We start from the raw sequence: 22,222 nt of genomic DNA, 5'->3' as shown, positions 1-22,222 counted from the left end.
GCCGTTACCTTCCGCCCGCCGTCACTGTGCCGTCCTCGGAGATCACGAATCTGGGCGTGATCACCTGGGTGAGGTAGGCGTCGGACAGGTCGTTGTAGAAGCCGATCTCCCGCATCCGGGTGGTGAACGCCTCGGCGTTGGACCGCAGCGCCGTCTGCTCCTCGAAGCCCGGGGACGCGAAGCCGTCGGCCACGGGCAGCTGGTTCACGTACAAGCCGTAGCGAGTCCGCAGGATGTCCATGAACTCGTCCAGCCGAAGGGACACCGTGTGATACATGAAACGGGACCTGGTGCCACGCGGGTTGGGCCTCAGCAGTGCGATCTGCACGAGCACTTCCAGCAGGGCGCTGTCCAGGACGAAGCGGCGGCGGCCCCGGTAGGGCTGGGCGATGACCGCACCTTGCCGGTTCTTGAGCAGCAGCGAGTCGATGGTGTCGATGATGTAGTCGTTGTGGTATTTGCCCCGGTAGGCCATCAGCAGTTCGATGTACTGCTCGAAGAAGCCGAGTCCCATCGCGGCGTCGAGCAACGGCCGTACCTCTTCGGGCTGTTCGTCGACGGGTGTCTCGTCGAGGAGCGCGTCCATCCTGGCGGCGAAGAACTGCTCACGCCGCTCCTTGTAGTCCTTGCCCCCGTACCGCAGCACCTCGGCAACGGTGAAGTAGCCGCCCGCCGGCTTGGCGATCTCGCCACGACCGGCCATGTGCTCGGCGAACTCACCGAGTTTGCGCACCACGTACCCGGCGCGGACGAAGCCGGGGATGCGCCGCAGCCACACCTCCGCGCTCCGCTCGGCGAGGGCGGCGGCCGGTGAGCCGGGCACCCCGGCCGCGTCCGCGAACAGTCCGACCTGGAAAGGGCAGGTTCCGAAGGCATCACGCCCTTGATCAGGACCGGCGGGGCAGTTCTCCGGCCCGCAGCCGGGCTCGGGGCCGGACCGTTCCACGAAGGACGGCAGCAGCTTCATCGTCTTCATCTGCCCCAGGGCCAGGTGGAAGGCGAAGAGGATCTTCAGATACTCGACCATCACGATGCGCGGCAGCAGATCACGCAGGGACAGCAGCCGCAGCACGTCGTCGGCGAGCAGGTCGGACTGTCCCACGCACAGCGGCGGGGCGGAGTACCAGCCCTTCACGGTCTGCGGGGTGTCCGGCTTCACCTGACTGTTGAGGTGAAGTACGGCCTGGGTCTCGACATCGAGGCTGCCGCCGGGCAGCGCCGTCCCGAGCGCGGGGTCCAGACCGTTGAAGAAGAAGCCCCGGATCCCGTCCAGGGCGAGGCCGCCCCGGCCGCCACGGGCGTGCCTCAGCATCTCGTACAGCTGCGCGTCGGCCCCGTAGGCCCGGGAATGGTAGTAATTACGGAATTTGTACGTCAGGCCGTGCAGCGGGCGCAGTCCCGCGACCGCCTGGCTGGGTTTGCCCCGGTTGACCATGTCCAGGAGCTGTGTCTCGATCCAGCGGCGGGCCATTTCCGGGGAGTCGCCGAAACCCTGGAACCGGTCGGCGTACTTCTCGTCCAGGAACTCCTGGACGAACTTGTCGCTCGTGAGGGCGAACCGCCCGGTGAGCTTGCCGGGCTGGCCGTTGTGGTTGACGCGCATCAGGAACCCGGTGAGCACCCGGTCCATCTCGACCCGCTTGAACTCCAGGTACGACACGCCCAGGTGCCGGAATTCACTGTCCCGCTTCCGCAGTGCCATCAGTCTCTCCCCGTCCCCGTCCCCGTCCCCGTGCCGTGCCCGGACTCCACCGGCGCGAGCCGCAGCGCCCCGTCCGCCAGGCGGCTGATCCGGTGCGGCACACTGCCGGGCGCCGTCAGCAGCACCTCCTGGTACGGGGTGGCCGACAGCGCGTTCTTGAACACCGTGAGCGCCAGATTCTGTCCCTGCCGGTCCTCGACGCCCGGCTGGTAACCGGTGTGGAGCCTGATCAGCAGCTCGTACAGGTCGAGCCTGACCACGAGTTCGGCGCTGTGCCGCCGCGCCCCGTCGGGGTCCTCGTAGCGCACGATCAGTTCACGGGAACTGGTCTCCACATACGGCGAGGCCGCCGGAACCCCGATCGTTAGCGTGAACCGGTCGGCGGGGAACAGCCGGTAGCTGCGGACGCTCCCGCCGGGGACCGCTCTGACCTGGAGCGCGAGCGCGGGCCGGCCGTCCAGGGCCGCGCCGGGCAGCCCCTCGCCCCGGTTGACGGCCTCGATGATCCGCTCCAGCTCGGCGGGGCCCGGCTCGCCGCCGGTGAGCAGGTCCAGGAACCGGCCGCCCGCGTGATAGCTGAGCATGCTCTTCCAGCGACCGTCGTCGAGACTTTCGAAGTAGAAGCGCCGCCGGGCGGCCGCGAGGTAGGCCCGGTGCGCGGCGGCCGCCCGTACGTCGGCCGACGGGGTGCGCGGCAGCGCGGCGAAGCGGTCTCTCAGCAGCTCGGCGTCGTGGTCGCCGCGCTGGTCGACGGCGACCAGGCTGTGGCCGCCTTCCGGCCCCACATAGTCCAGTTTGCGGTCCAGTTGCGGGTCCGGGACCGTGGCGATGTCCAGCTCGCGCAACTGGCCGAGCAGCCGGTCCGGTTCACCCCCGCCGTCCGTGTGCAGGCCCGCCCAGCTGGTGAAGTAGAAGCCGTCCAGGCGTTCCTGGACGCTGTCCGGCCGCTCGTAGAGCTCGTGGATCTGTGCGCAGTCCCGGCCAGAGGTGAGCGTGTAGGCGAGAGCGGACCGCAGGTCGCGCAGGGTGATGTGCAGCCGCCCGCGCAGATGGGTCATGCGGTACAGCGACGCCAGTCGCTCGGTGACCTGGGGTCCGGCTGCCGGGTGGGCAAAGGTCTGCGCGTTGTGCCGGGCGTAGCAGCGGGGCGCGAGATCGCAGGAGGAACAGGCGGCCCAGTGCTTGGCGTCCGTCATCACGCCGATCATGTGGTGCAGGATCGACTCTCCGGCGCCCCCGGGATCGGCGACCACGTCCCGGGCGTTGAGGTTGACCACCGCGACGCCGTGGGCGGCCGCTCCGGATCCCAGTCCCGCGCGGATGGTCCCGGCCAGCAACGGATAGGTGTCGTCGTGCTCGGTGACGAAGTCGACGAGGCGCCCTTCGTTGATGGCGATCAGGCGGGTCTCTCCATCCGGCCAGGCGTCCGGGTCCGCGCCCTTGTAGGGGGCGAGGAAGGCGTCGAGCACGGCGTCGTTGTCCTGCTCGCCCTCGTCCTGGCTGCCGTCGTGGTTGGTACGGAAGGTCCGGCCCTGGAAGACGAAGTCGTCGCCGTTGACCCGTTTCTCCCCTCGGGTCGCTCCTCGCTTGACCGCCTCGACGACGAGCTGTTCCAGGAACGCCGTCTTGCCGTCCCCCGCGTTGCCGGTGATGACGACCAGCCGGTGTTCCCCGGCCAGGACAGCGGCGCGCAACCGGGTGTCGAGGGCCGTGGCCACATAGAGCGGGAATTCCGCCGGGTCGAGCCCGCGCGTTCCCGCGTTGGTGCGGGTGCTCTGGCTGTACAGCGTCTGGAGGTGGCTGACGAAGGAGTTGGTGTTGGCTGTCTGTGGCACAAGGGACACGGCTGGCAGGGCATACGCGAGGCCACTGTGTGGGTCGGCCGGTGCGATCCTCACCTCGCCCATGGCTCGTACGGCGGTGAGGAACGCCTCGGCGTCAGCGAAACGGTCGGCCCTGCGTGGTGCGATCGACCGCAGTAGCACGTCGGCGAACGCCTGGCTCAGATCACCGAGGCCGGCGATCTTCCGGGGGTCGAGGCCGCGCTCGTCGCGGGGCGGCTGCCGTTTGCCGGGCCAGGGGTAGTCCCCGGTCAGTGCCATGTAGGCGGAGATTCCCAGGGCGTACAGATCGAGGTCGGCGAGTTCCGCGCGGGTGGGGCGCTGCCGGTGGACGGCGTCCGGGGCGTAGTAGCGCGGTGAGCCGAGGGTGGGGGTGAGGGTGGAATCCACCGAGACCGCGGCGTTGAAGTCCAGCAGCCTGGTGCCCTCGGGCGTCCACAGCAGGTTGCTGGGCTTGATGTCGCAGTGGTAGACGCCGTGCTCGTGGAGGTGTCCGAGCCCGCTGAGGCAGTCCTCCAGCAACCGTTTCACATCGGCGGCGCCGAGCCGGCGCTCCCGGCCGGACACGGCCTGGAGGTCATGCCCTTCGGCGAACTCCAGGCGCAGATAGGGAAATCCGCCCTTGGGCAGCCAGTCGGCGTCGATGACCTTGACCAGGTTCGGGTGCGGTGGCAGCTGGCGCAGGATGCGGTACTCGAGTTTCAGCCGGGTCTCGACCGACTCCCGGTCCTTGGTGATGATCTTCAGGACCTCGTCGGTGTCGTCCAGGGTGTTGAACACCTGGTAGACCACACCGAAGCTGCCCCGGCCGAGCTCCTTGCGGACATGGAACTTCTCGGTGAGCCGGAAGCCCGCCGGCAGGTCGTAGAAGCTGGTCGGGCTGTTCCAGTCGAAGGGTTCGTCGGGCTCCCCGGGAGGCGCCTGAGGCCCCGTCCCCCGGCCGCGTCCGGCCCCGCCCGAGCCCGCCCGAAGCAACTGCTCCAGCTCGGCGACGGCCGTCCGCGCGTCGGGCCGCCGCGCCGGGTCGGCGTCGAGCAGGCGTCGGATCAGGTCCCGGATCCCGGAGTCGACCCCGTCCGTTTCACCGAAGCTGTCGACAATCCGGTTTCCGCCGGTCACCGCGGGCAGTTCACCGGTGTAGAGCTCGTGGAAGAGGACTCCGGCGGCATAGACGTCCGACGCCGTCCCGAATCCCTGCGGCCCCTGCAGGCATTCCGGCGCCAGGTAGGCGGCGTCATGGCGCGCGTACGCGTCCATCACCACCGTGCCCGCCCGGCGCTGCCCGGTGTGGGCGTAGTCGAAGCCGGTGATCATGGCGGTGCCGTTGCGGTCCACCAGCACCGTGTCCGGGGTGAGATTGCGGTGCACCACCCGGTAGCTGTGCGCCGTCGCGAGCCCCGACAGCACCCCGGACACCACCCGGCGCTTGGCGTCCGCGCCGAGCACGGCGCGGCCGACGGCGGCCCCGCCCGCGCCCATCCGCACGCGCAGCGCCTCCGCGTGCACGTCCTTGAGGACCACCGCGTACCCGCTCTCGTCCTCCAGCTGGACGACGTCGACGCACGGCACGATGTTGCGGCTGGGCGGCAGTTTGTTGAGCGCCTGCAGCGGATTGCCGATCTTCTCCCGGGCCCGGGTGTGCTCCTCCTCCGGCAGCAGCGGGTCCACGGTGTGCACCTGGACCAGGTACGTCCCCGTGTTCGGCTGGTCGGACCGCACGGCCCGGTACACCGACACCCGGTCCGCGTCGTCCGCCGCCTCGCCGCCCGTCTCGGCCAGTGTCTCCTTGGCCTCGTAGATCCCGAACCGCCGCGGCCCGGACGGGGGTCGGTACACCGCGCCCAGGGCCCGCGCGATGTCCTCGTGCAGGGGGGTGATGGGCAGTACGGGCCGGCCGTTGGACGGCTGATGCCCCTGGAGGAAGGGCACCAGGTCCTTCAGCAGGACGGTGCTCTTCTCGTCCTTGCCGTCCGCGTCGACCAACTGCGAGTCGTCGTACGGGAGGATCACCAGCTCCTCGCACCACACCGAGCCCATCTGTTGTGAAGCGCGCGACTGGCGGAGCAGGCTCGCCACCGTCTTGGCGTGCTCGCGCACCTTGCGCACCGGACTCGGGTACGGCTGGCGTCCCTCCGGGAACCACCGCGGCCCGTGCACCTCGATGCGGCCGTGGGTGCCCTTGGTGTCGGCGATGTAGCAGGCCCGGTCGGTGAGGATCGCGAGATCGATCTCGAAGGTCTGCCGATGCCGGACGATCTCGAAGTTGTGGATCACGGTCCAGTCGGCCGGAGCCTTGTCCCGCAGGTGCCGCAGCACCATGCTCTCGGCGTCGTTGACGGGTTCGCCGACCCTGATGATCCTTGCCATGCGCCGCCCCCGGCCCCCGTCCCTGCTGGTCAAGCGGGTGCGGGTGTGATGTGCACCGCACCGCCATGTGCGCGAGTCACTTTAGTCCCAGGCCATCGGCAAATTCAGGCGCTCCCGACTCGATAGGGTGATTGTCGGCCAGGCCGACAGCGGTACGACGTCGGATCACACAGCGGTGGTCGCCCTGTGCTGGGGCATCGCCCGCTTTCCGGGCCGCCCGTGGTCGAGGTCGGCGATCCGCTTCAGCACGCGCACATCCCCGCATGGTGCGGCCAAGGTTGCGGCTAGATACAAACGCACCTTACGCTCTCTGCGCAGCCGACAGAGGAGCCCGCCATGCCGACGCCACCTCGCAGCCCGCAGAAGCCCTACATCAGCCCTCACACATGGGCACAGTTCATCGAGACCGTGGAGCCCCTCGAACTGACCGGTCCCCGCGCCCTTGAGCTGGCCCTCGACTCCTACGCCCGCGGCCTCATCCCGCTGGCGGTCATCGACGACATCGACCCCCGCACCGACCGCAAGCAGGTCAACATGCGCATCAGCGGGGCGGTATGGCAGCGGGCCGAAAGCAAGCGGCAGGACGACGGCCGTTACGCCAACATGGCCACCCTCGTCAGCAAGATCATCGGCGCCGTTGTCGAAGGGCGCCTGTCCATCACCATGTCCGTCATCCCCAACCCGGCGGACCCCAGGACCGCTGCCCCCCAAACAGAAGCCGAGTCCGGAATCCGCTCCGCCGCCTGACCGCCGCCACGAAAGGAGCCGCCGCTCATGACCACCGCCCACGAATACGGCCCCACACCCGTACCCCAGCCCCCGGCCCGCCCCGAAGAACTGCGCGCCGCCCTCGCGCAGCTCAACCCCGGCCGCATCGCCGAGTTCGACTCAGACCGCGCGAAGGCCACCGACCGCGCCCGATCGGGGGTTTCCGCCGCGCCCCTGCGCACCTTCGCGGAGGCGTGGGCGATCGAGGTAGCCATCGAACGACACCCCGCCACCGCCGCCCACCTCCGCGAACTCGAAGGCCACGCCGCCACAACCGCCGACATCACGACGGCCCGCAGCATCGCCGCCGAGATCAGCCGAATCCGCGGCGCCGCCGCCACCGAGGCCGGAATTCGCGCCGTCGCCGAGGGCGCGGCCCAGTGATCGACTCGAACGACCCGAACCGCTGGTTCTGGGACTACGCCTTCCAAGCGGAGAACCAGGAGTCGTACCCCAAGATCGTTCGCGATGAGGTCATGACCCTCGCCGACGAGATCACCGAAATCGCCAACCTCGGCATCGATCCCAACGAACTCGGCGAGAAGACCGGAGGAAGCGCCCGCCGCCACACTTTGCCCTGCGGCGGCTGGTTCGAGATCCAGGCGCTCCCGAACGTCCGCCCAAGGGTCCTGTTCGTAGTGCTGATCGTGCCGCCCCCACACCTGCTCTGACCCGAACGCCCTACACCTGCCGCGACTCGTCGTCCACGCCGTCGGGGGTGACGGTGATGCTCGCGGCGGCCGGCGGATACGGCCGTGGCGCCTACGCGTACACGAGGGTCAGGCCCGGCATGTCCTCACGTGGTTCGAGCCGGGTCCGATAGACGACCGTGCCGCCGTCACCCTGCACCGTGCCGCGCTGGATTCCCAGCTTGGGATTCTCCTCCAACTCTCCTCGCAGTTCTTCGGCGGCCTGCTGGGCAACGGGACCGAGGGCCTGAAGGCGTTTTGCCGCCGAGGCCGTGATGACGACAACAGCCCGGTTCACTCCTGGTTGCCCTCCTTGATCTCGGTGACGAGGTCGATCCCCTCTTGGAGCGCGTCTTCGAACTCAGGATCGCAGAAGGCACGGATCTGCCGCATACGTCTTGATGACCTCGGCGACCTGATGGAGGTCGGTGGCCGTGGACGGTCAAGGGCGCGAGCAAGGTCACTCTTCCAGCACTGACACCGGACAAGGTATTCATTGGTATTCTCCCTCTATGGCTGACACCACGATCAAGATCGACGAAGGCATAAGAGACCGCCTTCGCACGCTGGCCGAAGAGCGCGGACTCAGTACTCGCGCGTACGTGGAACGCGTTGTCGCCGCGACTCCCACCGAAGGCGAACGGGCCGAGCGGACGGCACGAGCGATCGCGTACGTCCGCGCGAACCTGCGGCCGGATCTGACCGATGAGGACGTGCGCGAGGCTCAGGCCTGGCGGGCGGAGATCGCCGCGGGTCGCCTGGGAGAGCGCCGGTGATCATCCTGGATCACACGGCGGTGGTCGCCCTGTGCAGAGGGCATCGCCTGCTGTCCGGACTGGCCGTGGTCGAGGTCGACGATCCGCTTCAACGCGCGCACGTCCCCGCGTTGTGCCTGTTCGCGGCAAGCATGGAGCTTCCTGGTGCGGCGGCGCACACAGGGGCGCTTCCCGGCCTGGAGTTCCTGCCCCTCGACTTCGCGGCTACGGCCGCAGTGGAACAGGCGACTGTCGCGGGCGTCGACTGGCGGCACGCGCACGCGCTCTACGCTTCGGCGGCCGGCCAGGGCGAGGGTCAGGTACTGACCGCGACCCCGGAGGCGTACGACGGCACGGGCGTATGGGCGGTGGACATCGGCAAGCACTGAGACCGGCCGCCACGGTACGCCTCACTTGTTGGGAGGCTCGTGCCGGAACACGTCCCACAAAAATGCCCTACCTCTGCCGCGACTCGTCGTTCACGTCGTCGGGGGTGACTGTGATGATCGCGGCGGCCGGCGGATACGGCCTTGGCGCGTACGCGTACACGACGGTTAAGCCCGGCATGTCCTCACGTGGTTCGAGCCGGGTCCGATAGACGACCGTGCCGCCGTCACCCTGCACCGTGCCGCGCCGGATTCCCAGCTTGGGATTGTCCTCCAGCTCTCGTCGCAGTTCTTCGACGGCTTGCTGGGCGACCGGACCGAGCGTCTGAAGGCGCTTCGCCGCCGAGGCCGTGACCACGACGACAGCCCGGCTCACCTCTGGTTGCCCTTCTTGATCTGGGCGATGAGGTCGATCCCCTCTTGCAACGCGTCTTCGAACTCGGGATCGCTGAAGGCACGGATACTGCCGGCATACGCCTTGATGACCTCCGCGACCTGATGGAGGTCGGCGGCCGTGGACGTGTCCAGGGCGTGAGCAAGGTCGGCTTCGAAGCTCTCGGCGTCCTGCGGGAAGCCCCGCCCGTCCCGCAGCGCGGACCTGATGTCGGCCACGGTCCTCAGCGGAGGCAGCGATGCGTGCGATGTCTCGGCGTGCTGCGCACTCATTGAGTCCTCCTCGTGCCGGGCGTGCACTTATGACCATAGTCGCGTTCAAGAACCGTTGGCCGCGCTCATGCCTCCTCTGCGGGCATTGAGCCGGCATCGGCCCTCACGACAGCGGTACGACCTCTCCCGGGTCGGTGGTCCACTCACGGCCGCCGCCCACCGGACGGATGAACGCGAGCAGGCGGGGCGGCCGGGCGACGGAACCCGGGACCGGCCGGCTGTCCGGGGGTTCATACGGGAACACGTCCCGCAGGGTGCCCTGGCGACCTGTCGCCGTGTCCCGGACCAGGGCGCCCACGGGGATGCCGGGCAGTCCGGCGGCGGGGGTGTACGCGCTCGCGTTCACTTCCTCGTTCGCTTTCGGCGACGGGTCCAGTGGGTTCCGCTGGTCCGGTGGGTTCCGGCGGCTCACAGGATCTCGCCCCGGCTACGGGCGTTGGCGCGGGCCACGCGCGGGCCCAACGCCTCGCCCGCGCCGGCCGGTTCGACGTCCTCCGGCCGCGCCGCCCACTCCAGGCCGCCGCCCTTGGGACGGAGGTGCACCTGCCCGCCCGTACGTTCCATCACCACGCCGTAGCGATCCCTTCTGGTGTCGTACGCCAGGTCGCCGACGGCCGGTGGTGGCGGCGGTACGGCTCCGGCGGAGGGCGCGCCGGGGACGTAGGTGGGGCCGATGTCGCGTGAGCCGATCCAGAACCCGCCGTAGTCGGGGGCGGGTTGGGCGGGCGCCCGGTCCGGACCGGGGACGGGGCTGAGGGCAGGGCCTGTGGTGGGGGTGGGAGCGTCGGGCGTCTGGGCAGCGTCCATCAGGGATCTCCGAGAACGAGGGTGCGTGCGAGCGGCGGGAATCACCTTTCGTGTCCTCATCGTCGCTTTACGTCGCTACCCTCGACAGGGGTGATCCGTCCCCTCCGGGGACCTGGAACAGCGAGAACCACGGAACCGAGGAGGGCCGCACGGATGACCGTTGGCGCACGTGACATCGAACCCGCGCGCTCGGCAAGGGAGTTGTACGGAACCGAGCTGCGCCGACAGCGGCAGCTGGCCCGGATGTCCCTGGACCGCCTGTCGGACGTCGTCAACTACAGCAAGACGCATCTGCACGGTGTGGAGACGGGGGAACGGCTGCCGCTGCCGCCGATCTCCGAGAAGCTGGACGCGGCGTTCGGGACGGGGGAGTTGTTCCAGGGGTTGTGGGGGGTCGTCAAGCGGGAGCACACGCCCCGGCGGTTCGATCACTGCTTGGAGTTGGAGGCGAAGGCTGCGCGGATTCAGGAGTTCGGGTCCAGCATCGTTCCTGGGCTGCTTCAGACGGAGGCGTATATGCGGGCACTGTTCCGCGAGTGCAACCCTGGAGCTGGTGTAGAGGAGATCGACAGCCTCGTAGCAGCTCGCCTGAGCCGCCAGGAGGTTCTACGCGGAGACAACCCACCGGATTGCTGGTGGATCCTCAACGAGGCGGCCGTCCGGCAGGCAGTCGGCAGCCCAGCTGTGATGTACGAGCAACTCGAAGCGCTCCTGCCTCTGATGCAAACCGAGCGCACAACGATTCAGGTCGTCCCGTTCGAGGCAGGGGCATGCGCATTGATGAACGGCACACTCATCCTGCTCACGCTCCCTGACAACTCCACGACCGTCTATCAGGAAGGCGCTGGGAGCGGAGAAGTCTTCGACGATAGGGAGACCGTCATGCGGCAACTGCGAGACTACGATCGCATGAAAGCCTGCGCCCTGCCGCCGAAAGGGTCCGCAGCATTGATCGAAGCGGCGATGGAGAACTTCAAGCCATGCGAGCCACCCCAGACCTGAGCGCCGCCCTGTGGCGTAAGTCCAGCTACAGCGGCGGGCAACAAGGCGACGCCTGCGTCGAGGTAGCCGAGAGCATCCCAGCCCTCGTCCCCGTCCGCGACAGCAAGACCCCTCTCGCTCCTGTATTGGCCTTCACGCCGGACGTCTGGGGAGCCTTCATCACTGCGGTGAAGAACGGCGCGGCACCCACCGTGTGACACCTCTGCTCACGGCCCGGCCCCCAGTACCGCGAGTCGGGGTATCGGCGCGTTCGGGGGCCGTTCCTTCAGCTCACAGGGAACAAGATCCTCGTGTCTTCGAGCCGCCCAGTCCTCACTCAGCCGTGCTGTGCCCCGACACGACCTGCTCCAACAGCTCTAGAGCTTGGTCTTCCTTCTGGTCGGCCTCGTCGCGCTTCCGGTATGCGGTGCGGATCGTTTCCGCAATGCGTTCGCGGTCAGGTGCGGTGAGGAGAGGAACGGGGATCTGAGCGCGCAGGGCCTCGTGAATGTCCTGCTGCTTTCCTCCGGTGGACATGGAACGCAGAACGCGGAACATCGCCTCGGAGCGGAGGAAGGCGAAGAGGTAAGCACCCGAGATATCTGGAGTCCCTGTGACCACCCGGAGAAAATGCTGGGTGTAGACGTGCTCAAGCCAGGATCCGGTGACGAACAACGCGCGGCAGAACACCTCGTTCTCACCCAGCGTGCCTTGGGCAGCGACCATCACCGTCTCGTCCTTGGCGAAGATCCCCGGCGGAGCCTGGCTCGGGCTGATCCAACGCCCCTCTGGCCGAATCCAGAAGCCTTGCCGCTGGCCAATCAAACGAGCTGCGCCGTGACCAGATTCCGCATCAATTCGCTTGAAACGCACTCCGGATCCGAGCTTCCCTCCGGAACAGATCTCGCCGAGCGATAGATGATCCACACTGCGCAGCGCGTCGAGAACGCGTCTGGCCCTCGGCTGGTAATTGAGCGCCCGCAGAGTGGTCGAAGTGAGCTTCCGCTGCGCGAACCCCAGATCCCGAGGCTGCTCATGCCACCGCAGGTCGAGCAACTCCTCCAGCCCCGCCCTGGTGAACAGGTCCGTGGTCGCCGCCTCCAGCCCAGCCTGGAACTCCGCCCGCAGCCGCGCCGCCTCCTCCACGAGCTCGTGAATACTCTGCTCCACCTCCGGAGCGAAACGCGGCACGGGAAGGTCCGCGATGTGGTGCGGCTCGATGTGCTGGATGATCGCACCGTAGGCATGACTGGTGATGATGGGAACACCGAAGCGGCTGCGCAGAAAGGTGTTGAGGTAGCCGGGCGGCACACGGTCCGGGTTCGGCTGGATCTTCATCACGTGCTGGGAGGACCAGATACCTCGCATATCGGTCCGCACGTACGACATGCGCCCGATGGTCCCCGAGCAGGAAATCAGCGTCATGCCCGGCTGCACATCGAGATAGGGAAACTTGTCGGCTACTTCATGGCTGAGCAACGGCAGGTGAGTGAGATCGGCCTCCATCATGTCGGTGCTGCCGAGGAACGGAACGCCGATCTCGGGATCGCTGACATACACGCGGCTGAACTTCGGACCGTTGAAAATCCCCCCGTTGTGCCCCTTGGTCAGTTCCGCCAAGGGGTTTTTGTCCACGGGAAGCCGCTTGAGCAACTGCTTCGCGGCGAACGCCCCCGACAGATAGGGCGCCGCGTCCAGCCGGAGCCCCTGTTCCGTGAGCCAGCCGATCCGTACCGGGTTTTCGTTGGACGCGATCTTCACTGCGTGTGCTCCGTCTGTTCCGTGTTGTCCACCGCGTAAGTCGATGTGTAAGCCGTCACGGCTCGTCCGCCCGTGGCCGGGAACCACTCGACCAGCGTGGCCATCAGCAACCGGAACGACTCGTCCGTGCACCCCCGCACCGACGGCAGGGCCAGGGCCAGCCGCTTGAAGATGCCGTTGAGCATGTCACGGCTGTACCCGTTCTCGTACAGGTACTCCACCGCCTTCTTCGGGTCGAGCGGTTTGTCGGCTCCGGCCTGCCACAGGCCCGCCTCCGCCAGCACCTCCCTGGGGGTGCGGTCGCCGCCCTTCGCCGTCCACAGCAGGACCTTCTTGACCAGGTCGGGGTAGTCCACCCAGAACCAGTTCTCCAGCTCCGGCTCGATGACGATGACGGCGAACTGCTCCCAGATCCCGTCGAGTTGGGCGGATATCCGCTCGCGGATCCGGTCGGGGTCGAGGGGGTTGTCGTAGGCGTGGTCCACGACCACGATCGCGCGGCGGAACTCATGCCTGCGCCGGTTGAGGATCAGCCCGGCTTCCTTCTTCACCAGTCCGGGATCGTGGCCACCGGCCCGCACGATGTCGGTCTTGGGGTTGAAGTCGAAGGCGGCGCAGCCCAGCTTGTGAGGGAAGTCCTGCCGCCCGAAGAAGGCTCCGATCATGGCCTCCATCCCCTTGTCCGCGACCAGGAAGACCAGTTCCCGCTTGGTCTCCTCGGCCACCGGGGCGGCCTGCCGGGGCACGACGGGCGTCGCGGGACTCCTCCGCCCGGCGGCGCGGTTCCGCCTCGCGTTGGCGCGGGTCACTCGAACACCCCCGTGGCGAAGAGGGTGCCGAGGTCGAGATCGTCGAGGCCGGCCCGCCAGTCGGCCATCCGGGGGTGCTGGTCGCCGCGTACGACGGTGACCGCGCCGGTGGCCGGATCCATGCGGGTGGCGAGTACGTCCGCGAGGCCGACGTTGGCCAGCACCAGGGGTGACTGGGTGGCCACGAGTACCTGGCTGCCGCGTACGTTCCGCAGGGCCTGCATGACGATCTCGATGGCCTGCGGATAGATGCCGTTCTCCGGCTCCTCGGTCAGCAGCAGAGCGGGGGTGCGGGGCAGGTACGGGAGCAGGGTGAGCGCCAGTACGCGCAGGGTGCCGTCGGACAGGCCGGAGGAGGTGACCTGGTAGCCGCCGGAGTAGGTCACACGGAAGTAGGCGTGGCGGTCCTCCTCCCGCTCGACGACCTCCACCTGTTCCACCTGGGGCAGGGCGAGCTGGACGAGATCGACCCAGGCTCCGTACAGCTCCGGGTCCTCACGGCTGAGTTGGAGCGCGAGCCAGGGGGTGTTGCGGCCCTGGGTGTCGAGTGCCGGTTCGCGGCCGGCGGGCGGGGCGGCCTGACGGAGGGCGGACCACTCGGGGTCGTAGAGGACGGCGCCGTCCCGGAGAAGGTTCTGGAACCACAGTGCGGCCGGAAACTGGGTGTCGTCGAAGGGAACGTTGGCCAGGGCCAGGCTGCTGTGCTGGCTCTGGAGGGAGAGCTGGAGCTCGCGGCCGGTCTCGTCGGTGAAGCGGACCACCGTGCCGCCGATGCGGGCGAACACCGGGCGCCAGGTGTCCTCCCAGACATAGTGCTTGCGTCGGCTGCCGCCGCGGCCGGTGAACCGGACGGCGTCAGGGTCCTCGAACGCCTTGTCCCCTGGGATCGGGCGTACCGGACTGTCCTCGTGGAAGAGCACCAGATACTCACCCGCGATCTCCATACCCAGACCGCTGTCGACTGGCGCGAGATGGAGTTCGTACCGCACGTGCGTGGGAACCGGGAACCGCAGGTCGCGGGAGGATTCGGCGATCGTGTCGGCGATCTCTCCCGGGAGGACGGCCTCGACGGCGAAGCCGAAGCCGCCCCCCTGGCCCCGGTGCGCCGACTCGGCGAGGGACAGCGCGCGCGGCGGCCGGCCGGTGGACGGGGAGGGGGCCAGGAACGCGTCCGCGATCTGCCGGACGGTGAGCAGGTCACGGAGCAGGACAGGGATGTCCAGCAGGGTGCTCTTGCCCGAGCCGTTGGCCCCGGCGAGGACATGGAAGCGGGACAGATCGATCGCGAGGTTCTCGAAGCAGCGGTAGTTGTAGGCCTCGATCCGAGTGATCACGTACGGGCCTTCCACGGGAACTCGTGCGCGTGCCGCTTCACGAACTCGTGGTACTCCTCCGCGATCTTGGGAAGGTCGTTGTCGACGATGGGCCGCTGGCGCGTGAAGGTACGCAGCACCTCGCTCCGCCCGATGCGCAGGACCTCCGTCTCCTCGTACTCCTCGGTGATCACGTCCCCTTCGGGAGAGCGGACCAGGACCGGGTTCCCGCGGCGGTCGACTCCCACCTTCTCGGCGACGGCCATGAACACCGGGTAGTCGGCCGCGCCGTACATGCCCTCTTCCTGCTTCTCCTGCTCGGTCTTGCGGCGCAGGAAGAGCAGGGTGGTGAGGATGTTGACGTTGGCCTCGACGATGAAGGTCTCCACCGGCAGTTCGATGCTCGCCGTGACCCAGCACTCCTGAAGGATGAGCCTGCGTGCCGCCTCGTCCGACGGGCCCGGGTTGGACAGGATGCCGTTGGGCAGGACGATGCCGATACGGCCGCCGGGCTTGACCCACTCGATGGCCCGCTGGACGAAGAGCTGTTCCGGGGCGACGGCCGAGGCGGGAACGGTCGACGGCTTCAGCGTGCCGTCCTTCTCCCGGGAATAGGACCAGGCGACGCCCCACTTACGGGCACGCGCGCGGTACTTGCCCAGGACGGCGGCCTCGGAGAAGGGGATGTCGGCGCCGAACGGCGGGTTCGTCATCAGGACGTCCACATTGCCCAGCTGGATCTCCGGAACCTTCCGCGCTTCCTCGTTGCCCGGCAGATGGCCGTCGGGGAAGGCGATCGAGTCCATCTGGAAGGCGTTGCCCGCGACATCGGTGAGCATCATGACGCTCATCGCGGTGGCCCGGCGCAGGAACGGGTCGAAGTCGGCGCCGAAGATGTGCCCGCGCGCGTAGTCCGCGAGCTTTTTGCGCAACGGGGGCAGGATCTGCGCGTACTGCTGGCTGGTGAAGGTGCCGTTCCTGGGCTTCCACTGGTCCAGCAGGTGGTTGAGGGTCTCGCGGAGGAAGCCGCCCGTGCCGCAGCAGGGGTCGAAGACGGTCTCGTGCTCCTTGGGGTCGAGGATGTCGACCATCAGTCGCACGGCGCCGGTGGGGGTGAAGTACTGCCCGCGGTCACCGCGCAGGTTGTCGCCCACGAGTTCCTGGTACGCCACGCCCTTCGCATCGATCGGCGTGGCGTACAGGTTGAACGGAGCCAGCTCGCCGGTGATGAAGGTGAGGGCCGCGGGCGACAGGGTCAGCTCGTCGCGGTGATCGAACAGGAGCTGGTCCGCGTAGAACTTCCTGACCTCTTCGAACAGTTCCTTTATGCGTGCGGCGACCGCGGGGCTGCCCGTGTGGCCCTCGGGATCCAGGTCTTCGATACCGACTCGGAAGCGCGGCGTCCGGCCGTTCTCCCGGACCAGCCGCTCGTCATGGATCTTGGCGAACAGCACGTACAGGAACTGCCAGAAGGCGGCGTCCTTGGGCAGGCCCTCGTTGCCGTGGATGAAGTTGTGGCAGCGCCGGAAGGCGAAACGCAGCATGTACTCGTCGGCGTGGCGCATCTCCGCCAGGGAGGAGGCGTCCCGCGTGGCGTCGAACTCCTCGGCGTCGCCGCTCGGCCAGTTCGGCAGCGGGTTGAACTCCGGCTCGAAGCGGGTGTCCTTGCGCTCGACGAAGTACAGGTCCTTGTCGTCGGTCCACATGCCGAGGGTGCACGACGGCCCGGCGGCGAGCATCAGCTCGCGAAGCTCCGCCAGCTGAGCGTCCGCCTGGGCGTAGGTGCGGATCTTGGTGACGGTACGGCTGCCCTTGGGGCGGGCCTTGGTCACGACGATGCGCTTCAGGGTTTCCAGACTCTTCGGCTTACCGTGCTCGAAGATCGCGATACTGGCGCGTCTGCGGCTCGTCCGCCCCGTCTCGGCGTTGGGGACCTGCAGTACGTAGTCACGAACCATGTCGTCGGGGTTGATGCCGTACTGGTGGACGAGCACCTTGGCGATGCGCTGACGGACGACTTCGGCCTCAGTCAGTTTGACGACGTCTTTGTTGCTGATGTAGTCGATCGTCTCGTCGTCGCCGAGCCTGCGTGGGGGGCCGGCCTGATCGGAGCCTTTTGTGGACCCGCCCTTGCCCCCCGACCCTTCCGGCATCGGAATTCCGAGGTCCAACTGCTCGTCCGCCATGTGTACCGTCTGCTCCGTCCCGACCTTCGCCGACCCTGCCGTCAAAGGGGCCCGCGTACGCTGCGAGCCCCACCTTAGTAGCAGCTCCCCGCACGGCCAGCGGCTGTCGGTGACCGCCGGCCAGGATGACCCGATGGTGACCTTCGTGGGCGAACCCGCCCGGCGTCCCGCTCAGGGGCCAGCAGCCGTATACCTCCCCAGCCACCCCGTGGCCACCCGATCCCCACCCCTGGTGAAGACGGCGGCACCGCAGTTTCCGGCCAGGTCGCCGTACGGGCCGTCGGCCGCGTCGTCCGGCGGCAGGAGCAGCGTGCTCTCCTCGCCGTCGCCGCTGTGCAGGGTGGTGGTCGCCCCGTTCCACAGCCGGATCACCGCTCCCGGCGGCGCCGCCACCCGGACCTCGCCGTCGTCCTCCCGCAGGTCCAGGCGAACCCCGGTGGCACGCTCCGCGAGCAGCGCGCGGTAACGGTCCGGAGGCAAGGCGCAGTCGTTCGGCGGTGTCGTCCCACTCCAGTCGGGGGCGTCGACGCCCCGGGCGCGGGCCGCGCGCCACATCCGGGGAACGAGATCGGGCGCGAGCGGGGCGGTGGCCATCCGCTCGCACATCCACAGCAGCCGTCCGGCCCCGCGGTCGGGCCCGAGTGCGCGCCACCGGATGCGCTGGGCCAGGTCACCGGCGACGACGGCCGCCCACGGGTGGACCGTGCCGATCGGGCCCTGCGCGCCGAGCCAGGCCAGGTAGCGCTGGGCCTCCTCCAGGATGCCGGTCATGGAGTCGACGGGGATGCCCAGCACGTAACCAGGACGACCGCGGAAGAGGCCGGGGCGGTCGGCGACGAGGTGGAGGACCGCGCGGGCGAGGTCACCGGGCACCGGCTTCGGCTCGTCCCGCGCAGGCTCGTCGGTCTCCTGCGGCTGCTCCTGCTCCTGCTCCGTCTCGCGGAGGACGCGGCGCAGCGCCGCGCGGGCCCGGTCGGTGAACGGTGCCTGTTCCAGCACCGGGAGGCGGGTGCTGAGCAGGGTCGTCAGGGACCGCTCGGCGGTGAAGGCGTCTTCAGGCAGCGGGGCCTCCCGCACCGCGGTGGCCAGGTCGTCGGCGAGGGCGGCTTCGACCATGAAGCGGCTGGTCAGCCTGCCCAGCGGGCTCGTCTCCCAACGGTCCTCGCCGGCGGGGGCGCGCAGACAACCCGCCGTCGTGAGGAACGCCGCCGCCTCACGCAGGGGTTCGACACCGGCGTGTCCCTGGTGCGCGGCCAGCGTCCCCGCCCACCACCGCTCCGCCTCCTCGACCGCGGACACCCGTCCCTGCACGGCCTCGGCCAGGAGATGATCGGGCAGATGGTCGCCCAGCCGTGACCGCACCGTGTATCCGGCGGCGAGCCGAGCCTGCCAGTGCGTCCGCTCCCCCGGATCGACCAGCAGGAACGCCCAGCCCTCCCGCTCCCCGGCACCGATCCGGCCGGCCCGTCCGAACATCTGCTGGACCATGGACACCTCGACGCGGTCCAGGCCGATGGTGGTGTCGGCGACGATCACGGCCCGCGCGGGGAGGTTGACGCCCGCGGCGACGGTGGAGGTGGCGACCAGGATGTCCGCCTCGCGGGCTCGGAAGGCCTGCTCGGCGTCCCGCTTGTAGGGCCAGTCCCGGTAGTGGAGCCGCACCCCGGCTTTGGTGCACAGCCGCTCGACGAGTTCGGCGTCGTCCGCGTCCACGCCGACGGTCGCCGCACCACGGTCGGCGGCCAGCGCCAGCGCGGTCGCCCGCACCCGTCGCTTGCTGCCGCAGAACACCAGCACGCTGCCGCCGTCCGCACCGACCCCGCGGGCGATCCGTACGGCGGCCTCGGTGCGGACGGCGGCCCGCGCCGCCCAGTCCGCCTCGTCCGCCGTCGGCAGGACCGGCAACTGCCAGGTCAGCCGGGTGGGTCGCCAGGCGGTGCGGACCAGGCGGGCGCCCAGCCACTCGGCCACCTCGTCCGCGTTGGCGACCGTCGCCGACAGCCCGACGATCCGCGCGCCCGCACCGTCCTCCCGCACCCGCGCGAGCAGCGCCTCCAGTACGGCGCCACGCACCGGATCGCCGAGGAGATGGATCTCATCGACGACCAGACAGCCCACCTCGGCGAGCGCGTCGCGCAACGATCCCGCACGGCAGATCGCCTCGAACTTCTCCGTCGTCGCCACCCACACATCGGCCGCCCTGATCAGCCCGGAGTCCACGGCGGCCTCCCCGGTCAGCCGCACCACGCGCAGACCCCGGCGCCGCCACAGCTGGAGCTCCCGGTCGAGTTCGTCGGTGAGCGAGCGCTGCGGCACCAGCCAGGCGGCCTTCTTGCCCCGGGCGTGCGCGTCCAGCGCCGCGACCATGCCGATCGGCGTCTTGCCCGCGCCGGTGGGCGCCACCACCACCAGATGCCCGGTGCCCTCCCGTACGACGGGAACGGCAGCCGCCTGGGCCGGGTTGAACGACGGATGCGGCAGCAGCGCAGCCCACTCGGCGGGCACCAACTCCCCAACGGGCACGTACGCGTCGCCGTCGTCCTCCGGCAACTCCTCCAAACCGTCCCACTGCGCGGCGAAGGCATCCCTGGCCGCCACCGCCCAGGGACCCGCGGCCGGGACAGCGCCACCCGGACCGACCGCGACCAGATCCGTACGGCCGCCCAACTCATTGACCGTGCCGATCTCTTCGGCCTCTTCCCAGTACCGGCTGACCCGGTACGGGACGCCGTGCTTCGCGAGCCAGGTCCGCAGCGCGTCGTATCCCGGACCCTCGGGCAGGATCACCCGCACGTCCTCCGCCGCCGCGACCGCCTCCTCGGTGGGGCGCCAGTCCGGATCGGTCACCTTGCACCACAACAGGGCCCGCTGCTCGGCCTGCTCCGGCACGGCCAGGTCGTCCGGCCACGCCGGAAGGTGTCCCCCGCGCAGTGCCCCGGGGAACTGCCCGGGGCCGCGGATCGCGGTCACACTGACCCCGGGACCACTCGGGCAGGGCCCCAGCGGCCCAGACTCGGCCGCCGAAGACGCTGCCGTCAGCTGGTCGTACGTCTTCACCCCCAAGTCAGCGAGACTGAACGCGGTGGGGCAGCCAGGACAGACCAGCGCGGCATACCGGTACACCCGCCCCTGCGACTCGTACGGCCTGCGCAGCGCGTGCAACTCGCCCTCGCAGACGGGACAACGGCGCTCCACCCGTTCCTCGTAGGCCCAGCCGGGCTCGAAGAACCGCGCCGGGAGCACCCCGCCCAGGGCGACACCCCACCGCCGCCGCACCACCTCGGTCACGGCCCCCTCCGCACCCGTCCCCGACTGTGCCGGGACCCCCTCGTCCGTCACTCCGTCCGCGCCGCGCATACCGCGACTGTGGCATGCCGCGATCTACGCCCGCAGGCGGTTCCGACGTCTTCCACCACTACGGGTCCCACCACCATGAGCGCGGCCTGCGCCCAACGGCCAAGGGAGTCACGGCCTCGCCGCGCGGACGCCTACGGATGGCGCCTTGTCGAGCGGCCACGGCAGCACGGCGCCCTGACCGGTATCCGCCGAGCCCAAGTCATCCCGCACCGTGCGCCTGCGCCCGCACAGACGGGCCCCGGCTGGATCGGCCGTCACGACTGTTGTCGTAGGTCGCGAGGTCCAGGGCCGACGGAGCCGAGGCCGCCAAGACGGTCGCCGGCGCGGTCGACGCGGGCGGTCACGTGTACACGACCGCGCAGGCGACCGAGAACGCCGGAGCCTCCGCGCAGCAGGTCGCCGCACCGGCCGACGACGCGATCCAGCTCGGTTCGCCCTACGGGGGCGGCCGATAGTGAAGCAGCGCGTCGTCGCCCACGCCCCCCGGAAAACCCGGCCGACCGCGCGATTGTCTGGATGCCACAACTCCCATGCGAAAACCGCGAGGCTGACCGAGGAGCCATCCGCACGACTCCTGCACGCCTGGCCACCAAATGGCCACCAGCTCGAACCGGACGGGGCCGGGAAATCGACAGCCATGAACAAATGCCGAGGTCACAGCCCCGCAATCCGCTACCGACACTGGCCGTCAACTTCAGACCTACGCATTGCGATGCACAGACCACACGCGCCCGATCAGCCCGAATTCCAAGGTCAACCAAAACAAGAAACCCCAGCTCAGAGGCCTGACCTGGGGTGGTTCACCTTGGAGCCGCCTTCGGGATTCGAACCCGAGACCTACGCATTACGAGTTTCCGTGATGAACGGTCGCCCTAGTTCGCAGGGGGTCATAGTCGCTGGTCAGAGCACCTTTTCCGCTCCCGCGACCGCCCCCGACCGTGGGCGAACCGCAACTAGGAATGCAACTCCGCTCGCCGAGACGAGGGCAACCTCAAGATCGAAGACGAGTAAGCGGCGCCACGTACTTGCGCGACCCTCGGCGACCCTCTACGATATGAGTAAGCGACGCCGGGTACTCACCGGTTAGCGAGTAAACGCAAGCGGCCCCCGACGGTGCTCGAACACCGACCGAGGGCCTACGGAATCCACCTGATCCACCAGGGAGACCCGCTGTGTTCAACCTTCTCATGACCCCCCGGACCGTTCGTACGGTCCGCGGTGTGCTCGGCACCCTCGCCGATGCCGTCCGCTCCGTCGTCGCCCCCGCCTCCCTGGCCGATCAGGCCGAGGCGCCCGCGATCGTCGAGGCCCCGGACCCGGCCGGCGTCCTCGCCGCCGACGAACTCCCCCCGGTCGAGCAGATCGAGACGGCCGCCCGCGAGTACGAGCGCGCCGCCGACCAGGCCCGCCGCGCCGACCGCGGGAAGCGCGCCGCGAAGAAGGTCCTCGACAAGCTGCCCGCCGGGATCTACGGCGGATGGAAGGTGTTCCGCACCCCGTCCTCGCGGCAGACCCCGGACCTCGCTGCCATCACGGAGACCTACAAGCGCCTCGGTCTCGGCCCGGTGCCGATGAAGCCGTGCGCCCCCTCGCTGAAGGTCGAGCGCGTCGAGTTCGTCCCGGCCCCCGACGTCGACGCCCCGGCCCTCGCCGCCGCGTAGCAGCGCCCCGTAGACCGCCGTCCGGGGCAGGCGGGGGGGCCTCCCCGGGCGGCGCCTCACCCAAGGCCTTCAGTCACAGAGCAGTCAGCGGAAAGCAGGCACCACCATGCACATCACCACCCAGACCCACGCCGCGCTCAACCTCGCCGACGAGACCCGCGCCCGGGCCGAGC

Annotated in this window: 20 protein-coding genes; 8 read left to right on the top strand and 12 right to left on the bottom strand. The window is 69.2% G+C overall.

What is annotated here, in order from left to right:
* Positions 1-4: 4 nt before the first annotated feature.
* Both O3Q52_RS14390 and O3Q52_RS14385 read right to left on the bottom strand, forming a co-directional pair.
* Positions 5-1,702, bottom strand: coding sequence for a hypothetical protein (locus O3Q52_RS14390; protein ID WP_269649174.1), 1,698 nt, complete (start codon positions 1,700-1,702; stop codon positions 5-7).
* Positions 1,702-5,910 (bottom strand): protein kinase, encoded by a 4,209-nt coding sequence (locus O3Q52_RS14385; RefSeq protein WP_269649173.1) that lies wholly within the window; start codon positions 5,908-5,910, stop codon positions 1,702-1,704. The genes O3Q52_RS14390 and O3Q52_RS14385 overlap by 1 nt, the downstream gene beginning before the upstream one ends.
* Before the next feature lie 336 nt (positions 5,911-6,246).
* On the opposite strand from O3Q52_RS14385, the gene O3Q52_RS14380 reads away from it, so the two are divergent.
* Genes O3Q52_RS14380 through O3Q52_RS14370 form a run of 3 tightly spaced genes read left to right on the top strand, consistent with a single transcriptional unit; the run spans position 6,247 to position 7,349 of the window.
* A complete protein-coding gene (locus tag O3Q52_RS14380; RefSeq protein ID WP_269649172.1) occupies positions 6,247-6,657 on the top strand; it encodes a hypothetical protein in 411 nt (136 codons plus the stop codon).
* A 27-nt stretch (positions 6,658-6,684) separates the two neighbouring features.
* A complete protein-coding gene (locus tag O3Q52_RS14375) occupies positions 6,685-7,062 on the top strand; it encodes a hypothetical protein (protein WP_269649171.1) in 378 nt (125 codons plus the stop codon).
* Complete coding sequence (locus O3Q52_RS14370) at positions 7,059-7,349, top strand: hypothetical protein (RefSeq protein ID WP_269649170.1); 291 nt, start codon at positions 7,059-7,061, stop codon at positions 7,347-7,349. Before O3Q52_RS14375 ends, O3Q52_RS14370 begins: the two co-directional genes overlap by 4 nt.
* Positions 7,350-7,440: 91 nt before the next feature.
* On the opposite strand, the gene O3Q52_RS14365 is transcribed toward O3Q52_RS14370, so the two are convergent.
* Positions 7,441-7,665 carry a hypothetical protein gene (locus O3Q52_RS14365; protein ID WP_269649169.1) on the bottom strand — a complete coding sequence of 75 codons (225 nt, stop codon included), beginning with the start codon at positions 7,663-7,665 and terminating at the stop codon, positions 7,441-7,443.
* Positions 7,666-7,879: 214 nt separating this feature from the next.
* Between O3Q52_RS14365 and O3Q52_RS14360 the strand changes: the two genes are divergently transcribed.
* Positions 7,880-8,143 carry a hypothetical protein gene (locus tag O3Q52_RS14360; RefSeq protein WP_269649168.1) on the top strand — a complete coding sequence of 88 codons (264 nt, stop codon included), beginning with the start codon at positions 7,880-7,882 and terminating at the stop codon, positions 8,141-8,143.
* Complete coding sequence (locus O3Q52_RS14355) at positions 8,140-8,511, top strand: hypothetical protein (RefSeq protein WP_269649167.1); 372 nt, start codon at positions 8,140-8,142, stop codon at positions 8,509-8,511. Before O3Q52_RS14360 ends, O3Q52_RS14355 begins: the two co-directional genes overlap by 4 nt.
* Before the next feature lie 67 nt (positions 8,512-8,578).
* Here the strand turns inward: O3Q52_RS14355 and O3Q52_RS14350 are convergent, their stop codons facing one another.
* The 4 genes from O3Q52_RS14350 to O3Q52_RS14335 form a co-directional block, all read right to left on the bottom strand.
* Complete coding sequence (locus tag O3Q52_RS14350; protein ID WP_269649166.1) at positions 8,579-8,884, bottom strand: hypothetical protein; 306 nt, start codon at positions 8,882-8,884, stop codon at positions 8,579-8,581.
* The gene (locus O3Q52_RS14345; RefSeq protein WP_269649165.1) at positions 8,881-9,174 is read right to left on the bottom strand and encodes a hypothetical protein; all 294 of its coding nucleotides are present in this window, start codon (positions 9,172-9,174) and stop codon (positions 8,881-8,883) included. Before O3Q52_RS14345 ends, O3Q52_RS14350 begins: the two co-directional genes overlap by 4 nt.
* A 103-nt stretch (positions 9,175-9,277) precedes the next feature.
* Positions 9,278-9,520, bottom strand: coding sequence for a hypothetical protein (locus O3Q52_RS14340; protein WP_269649163.1), 243 nt, complete (start codon positions 9,518-9,520; stop codon positions 9,278-9,280).
* 62 nt (positions 9,521-9,582) lie between these two features.
* Entirely contained in the window at positions 9,583-9,981 is a 399-nt protein-coding gene (locus O3Q52_RS14335) for a hypothetical protein (protein WP_332112910.1), read from the bottom strand.
* Between the two features lie 153 nt (positions 9,982-10,134).
* On the opposite strand from O3Q52_RS14335, the gene O3Q52_RS14330 reads away from it, so the two are divergent.
* Positions 10,135-10,983 (top strand): helix-turn-helix transcriptional regulator, encoded by an 849-nt coding sequence (locus O3Q52_RS14330; RefSeq protein WP_269649162.1) that lies wholly within the window; start codon positions 10,135-10,137, stop codon positions 10,981-10,983.
* Positions 10,962-11,180 carry a DUF397 domain-containing protein gene (locus O3Q52_RS14325; RefSeq protein ID WP_269649161.1) on the top strand — a complete coding sequence of 73 codons (219 nt, stop codon included), beginning with the start codon at positions 10,962-10,964 and terminating at the stop codon, positions 11,178-11,180. Before O3Q52_RS14330 ends, O3Q52_RS14325 begins: the two co-directional genes overlap by 22 nt.
* Positions 11,181-11,295: 115 nt before the next feature.
* Here O3Q52_RS14325 and O3Q52_RS14320 read toward each other — a convergent pair whose 3' ends face one another.
* The 5 genes from O3Q52_RS14320 to O3Q52_RS14300 all read right to left on the bottom strand — a co-directional run bounded on the left by O3Q52_RS14320 (position 11,296) and on the right by O3Q52_RS14300 (position 20,388).
* Positions 11,296-12,723 (bottom strand): restriction endonuclease subunit S, encoded by a 1,428-nt coding sequence (locus O3Q52_RS14320; RefSeq protein WP_269649160.1) that lies wholly within the window; start codon positions 12,721-12,723, stop codon positions 11,296-11,298.
* Positions 12,720-13,532 (bottom strand): hypothetical protein, encoded by an 813-nt coding sequence (locus tag O3Q52_RS14315; protein ID WP_269649159.1) that lies wholly within the window; start codon positions 13,530-13,532, stop codon positions 12,720-12,722. Before O3Q52_RS14315 ends, O3Q52_RS14320 begins: the two co-directional genes overlap by 4 nt.
* Positions 13,529-14,866 (bottom strand): AAA family ATPase, encoded by a 1,338-nt coding sequence (locus tag O3Q52_RS14310; RefSeq protein ID WP_269649158.1) that lies wholly within the window; start codon positions 14,864-14,866, stop codon positions 13,529-13,531. Before O3Q52_RS14310 ends, O3Q52_RS14315 begins: the two co-directional genes overlap by 4 nt.
* The gene (locus O3Q52_RS14305) at positions 14,863-17,031 is read right to left on the bottom strand and encodes an N-6 DNA methylase (protein WP_269649157.1); all 2,169 of its coding nucleotides are present in this window, start codon (positions 17,029-17,031) and stop codon (positions 14,863-14,865) included. The genes O3Q52_RS14310 and O3Q52_RS14305 overlap by 4 nt, the downstream gene beginning before the upstream one ends.
* A 171-nt stretch (positions 17,032-17,202) precedes the next feature.
* Positions 17,203-20,388 (bottom strand): DEAD/DEAH box helicase, encoded by a 3,186-nt coding sequence (locus tag O3Q52_RS14300; protein ID WP_269649156.1) that lies wholly within the window; start codon positions 20,386-20,388, stop codon positions 17,203-17,205.
* 1,187 nt (positions 20,389-21,575) lie between these two features.
* On the opposite strand from O3Q52_RS14300, the gene O3Q52_RS14295 reads away from it, so the two are divergent.
* Positions 21,576-22,049: a hypothetical protein gene (locus O3Q52_RS14295; protein ID WP_269649155.1), complete on the top strand. Its 474-nt coding sequence runs from the start codon at positions 21,576-21,578 to the stop codon at positions 22,047-22,049.
* Positions 22,050-22,222: the final 173 nt, after the last annotated feature.

The sequence above is a fragment of the Streptomyces sp. ActVer genome, assembly GCF_027270795.1.
Lineage (GTDB): Bacteria > Actinomycetota > Actinomycetes > Streptomycetales > Streptomycetaceae > Streptomyces > Streptomyces umbrinus_A.
Note: the sequence above shows the minus strand (reverse complement) of the source record. Positions and strands in the feature narration are given on the sequence as shown.